Annotated in this window: 2 rRNA genes; both read right to left on the reverse strand. The window is 58.8% G+C overall.

The features are described from left to right. A 23S ribosomal RNA gene (locus tag ACFVWG_RS41460) occupies nt 1-705 on the reverse strand; the annotation flags it as partial. 310 nt (nt 706-1,015) lie between these two features. Further along, nucleotides 1,016-1,622 (reverse strand): 16S ribosomal RNA (locus ACFVWG_RS41465); the annotation flags it as partial.

The raw sequence follows: 1,622 nt of genomic DNA on the forward strand, positions 1-1,622 counted from the left end.
CTCCACCCACCGCTCACCCACATCCTCACCCCTCAAAAGGCACGCACCCACGCCCCACCGAGCACGCTCGATGCGCGACGCTCCCACGGCTTGTAGGCACACGGTTTCAGGTACTATTTCACTCCGCTCCCGCGGTACTTTTCACCATTCCCTCACGGTACTATCCGCTATCGGTCACCAGGGAATATTTAGGCTTAGCGGGTGGTCCCGCCAGATTCACACGGGATTTCTCGGGCCCCGTGCTACTTGGGTGTCTCTCAAACGAGCCGCTGATGTTTCGACTACGGGGGTCTTACCCTCTACGCCGGACCTTTCGCATGTCCTTCGCCTACATCAACGGTTTCTGACTCGTCTCACAGCCGGCAGACTGTGAAAGAGAGATCCCACAACCCCGCATGCGCAACCCCTGCCGGGTATCACACGCATACGGTTTGGCCTCATCCGGTTTCGCTCGCCACTACTCCCGGAATCACGGTTGTTTTCTCTTCCTGAGGGTACTGAGATGTTTCACTTCCCCTCGTTCCCTCCACACTGCCTATGTGTTCAGCAGCGGGTGACAGCCCATGACGACTGCCGGGTTTCCCCATTCGGAAACCCCCGGATCAAAGCTTGGTTGACAGCTCCCCGGGGCCTATCGTGGCCTCCCACGTCCTTCATCGGTTCCTGGTGCCAAGGCATCCACCGTGCGCCCTTAAAAACTTGGCCACAGATGCTCGCGTCCACTGTGCAGTTCTCAAACAACGACCAACCACCCATCACCCCAAGCCAAACGGCTCGAGTGCACTGGGGCCGGCACTGAAGGCGACCACACGGCCGTACCCTCAGACACCCAACAGCGTGCCCGACACAGTCAGTTGCCCAGATCAACGTTCCACGCCCCGAAGGGGCAGTACTAGCGCCTGGTCCATCCTGGACCGTGCCGAATAGTCAACGTTCCACCCATGAGCAACCACCGTCGAACATTTGCCGACGTAGTGGCTCTGAATCCCCCGAAAGGGACTTAGATGCTCCTTAGAAAGGAGGTGATCCAGCCGCACCTTCCGGTACGGCTACCTTGTTACGACTTCGTCCCAATCGCCAGTCCCACCTTCGACAGCTCCCTCCCACAAGGGGTTGGGCCACCGGCTTCGGGTGTTACCGACTTTCGTGACGTGACGGGCGGTGTGTACAAGGCCCGGGAACGTATTCACCGCGGCATGCTGATCCGCGATTACTAGCAATTCCAGCTTCATGGAGTCGAGTTGCAGACTCCAATCCGAACTGAGACCGGCTTTTTGAGATTCGCTCCGCCTCGCGGCATCGCAGCTCATTGTACCGGCCATTGTAGCACGTGTGCAGCCCAAGACATAAGGGGCATGATGACTTGACGTCGTCCCCACCTTCCTCCGAGTTGACCCCGGCGGTCTCCCGTGAGTCCCCAGCACCACAAGGGCCTGCTGGCAACACGGGACAAGGGTTGCGCTCGTTGCGGGACTTAACCCAACATCTCACGACACGAGCTGACGACAGCCATGCACCACCTGTACACCGACCACAAGGGGGGCACCATCTCTGATGCTTTCCGGTATATGTCAAGCCTTGGTAAGGTTCTTCGCGTTGCGTCGAATTAAGCCACATGCTCC

It is taken from the genome of Kribbella sp. NPDC058245, assembly GCF_042882005.1.
Lineage (GTDB): Bacteria > Actinomycetota > Actinomycetes > Propionibacteriales > Kribbellaceae > Kribbella.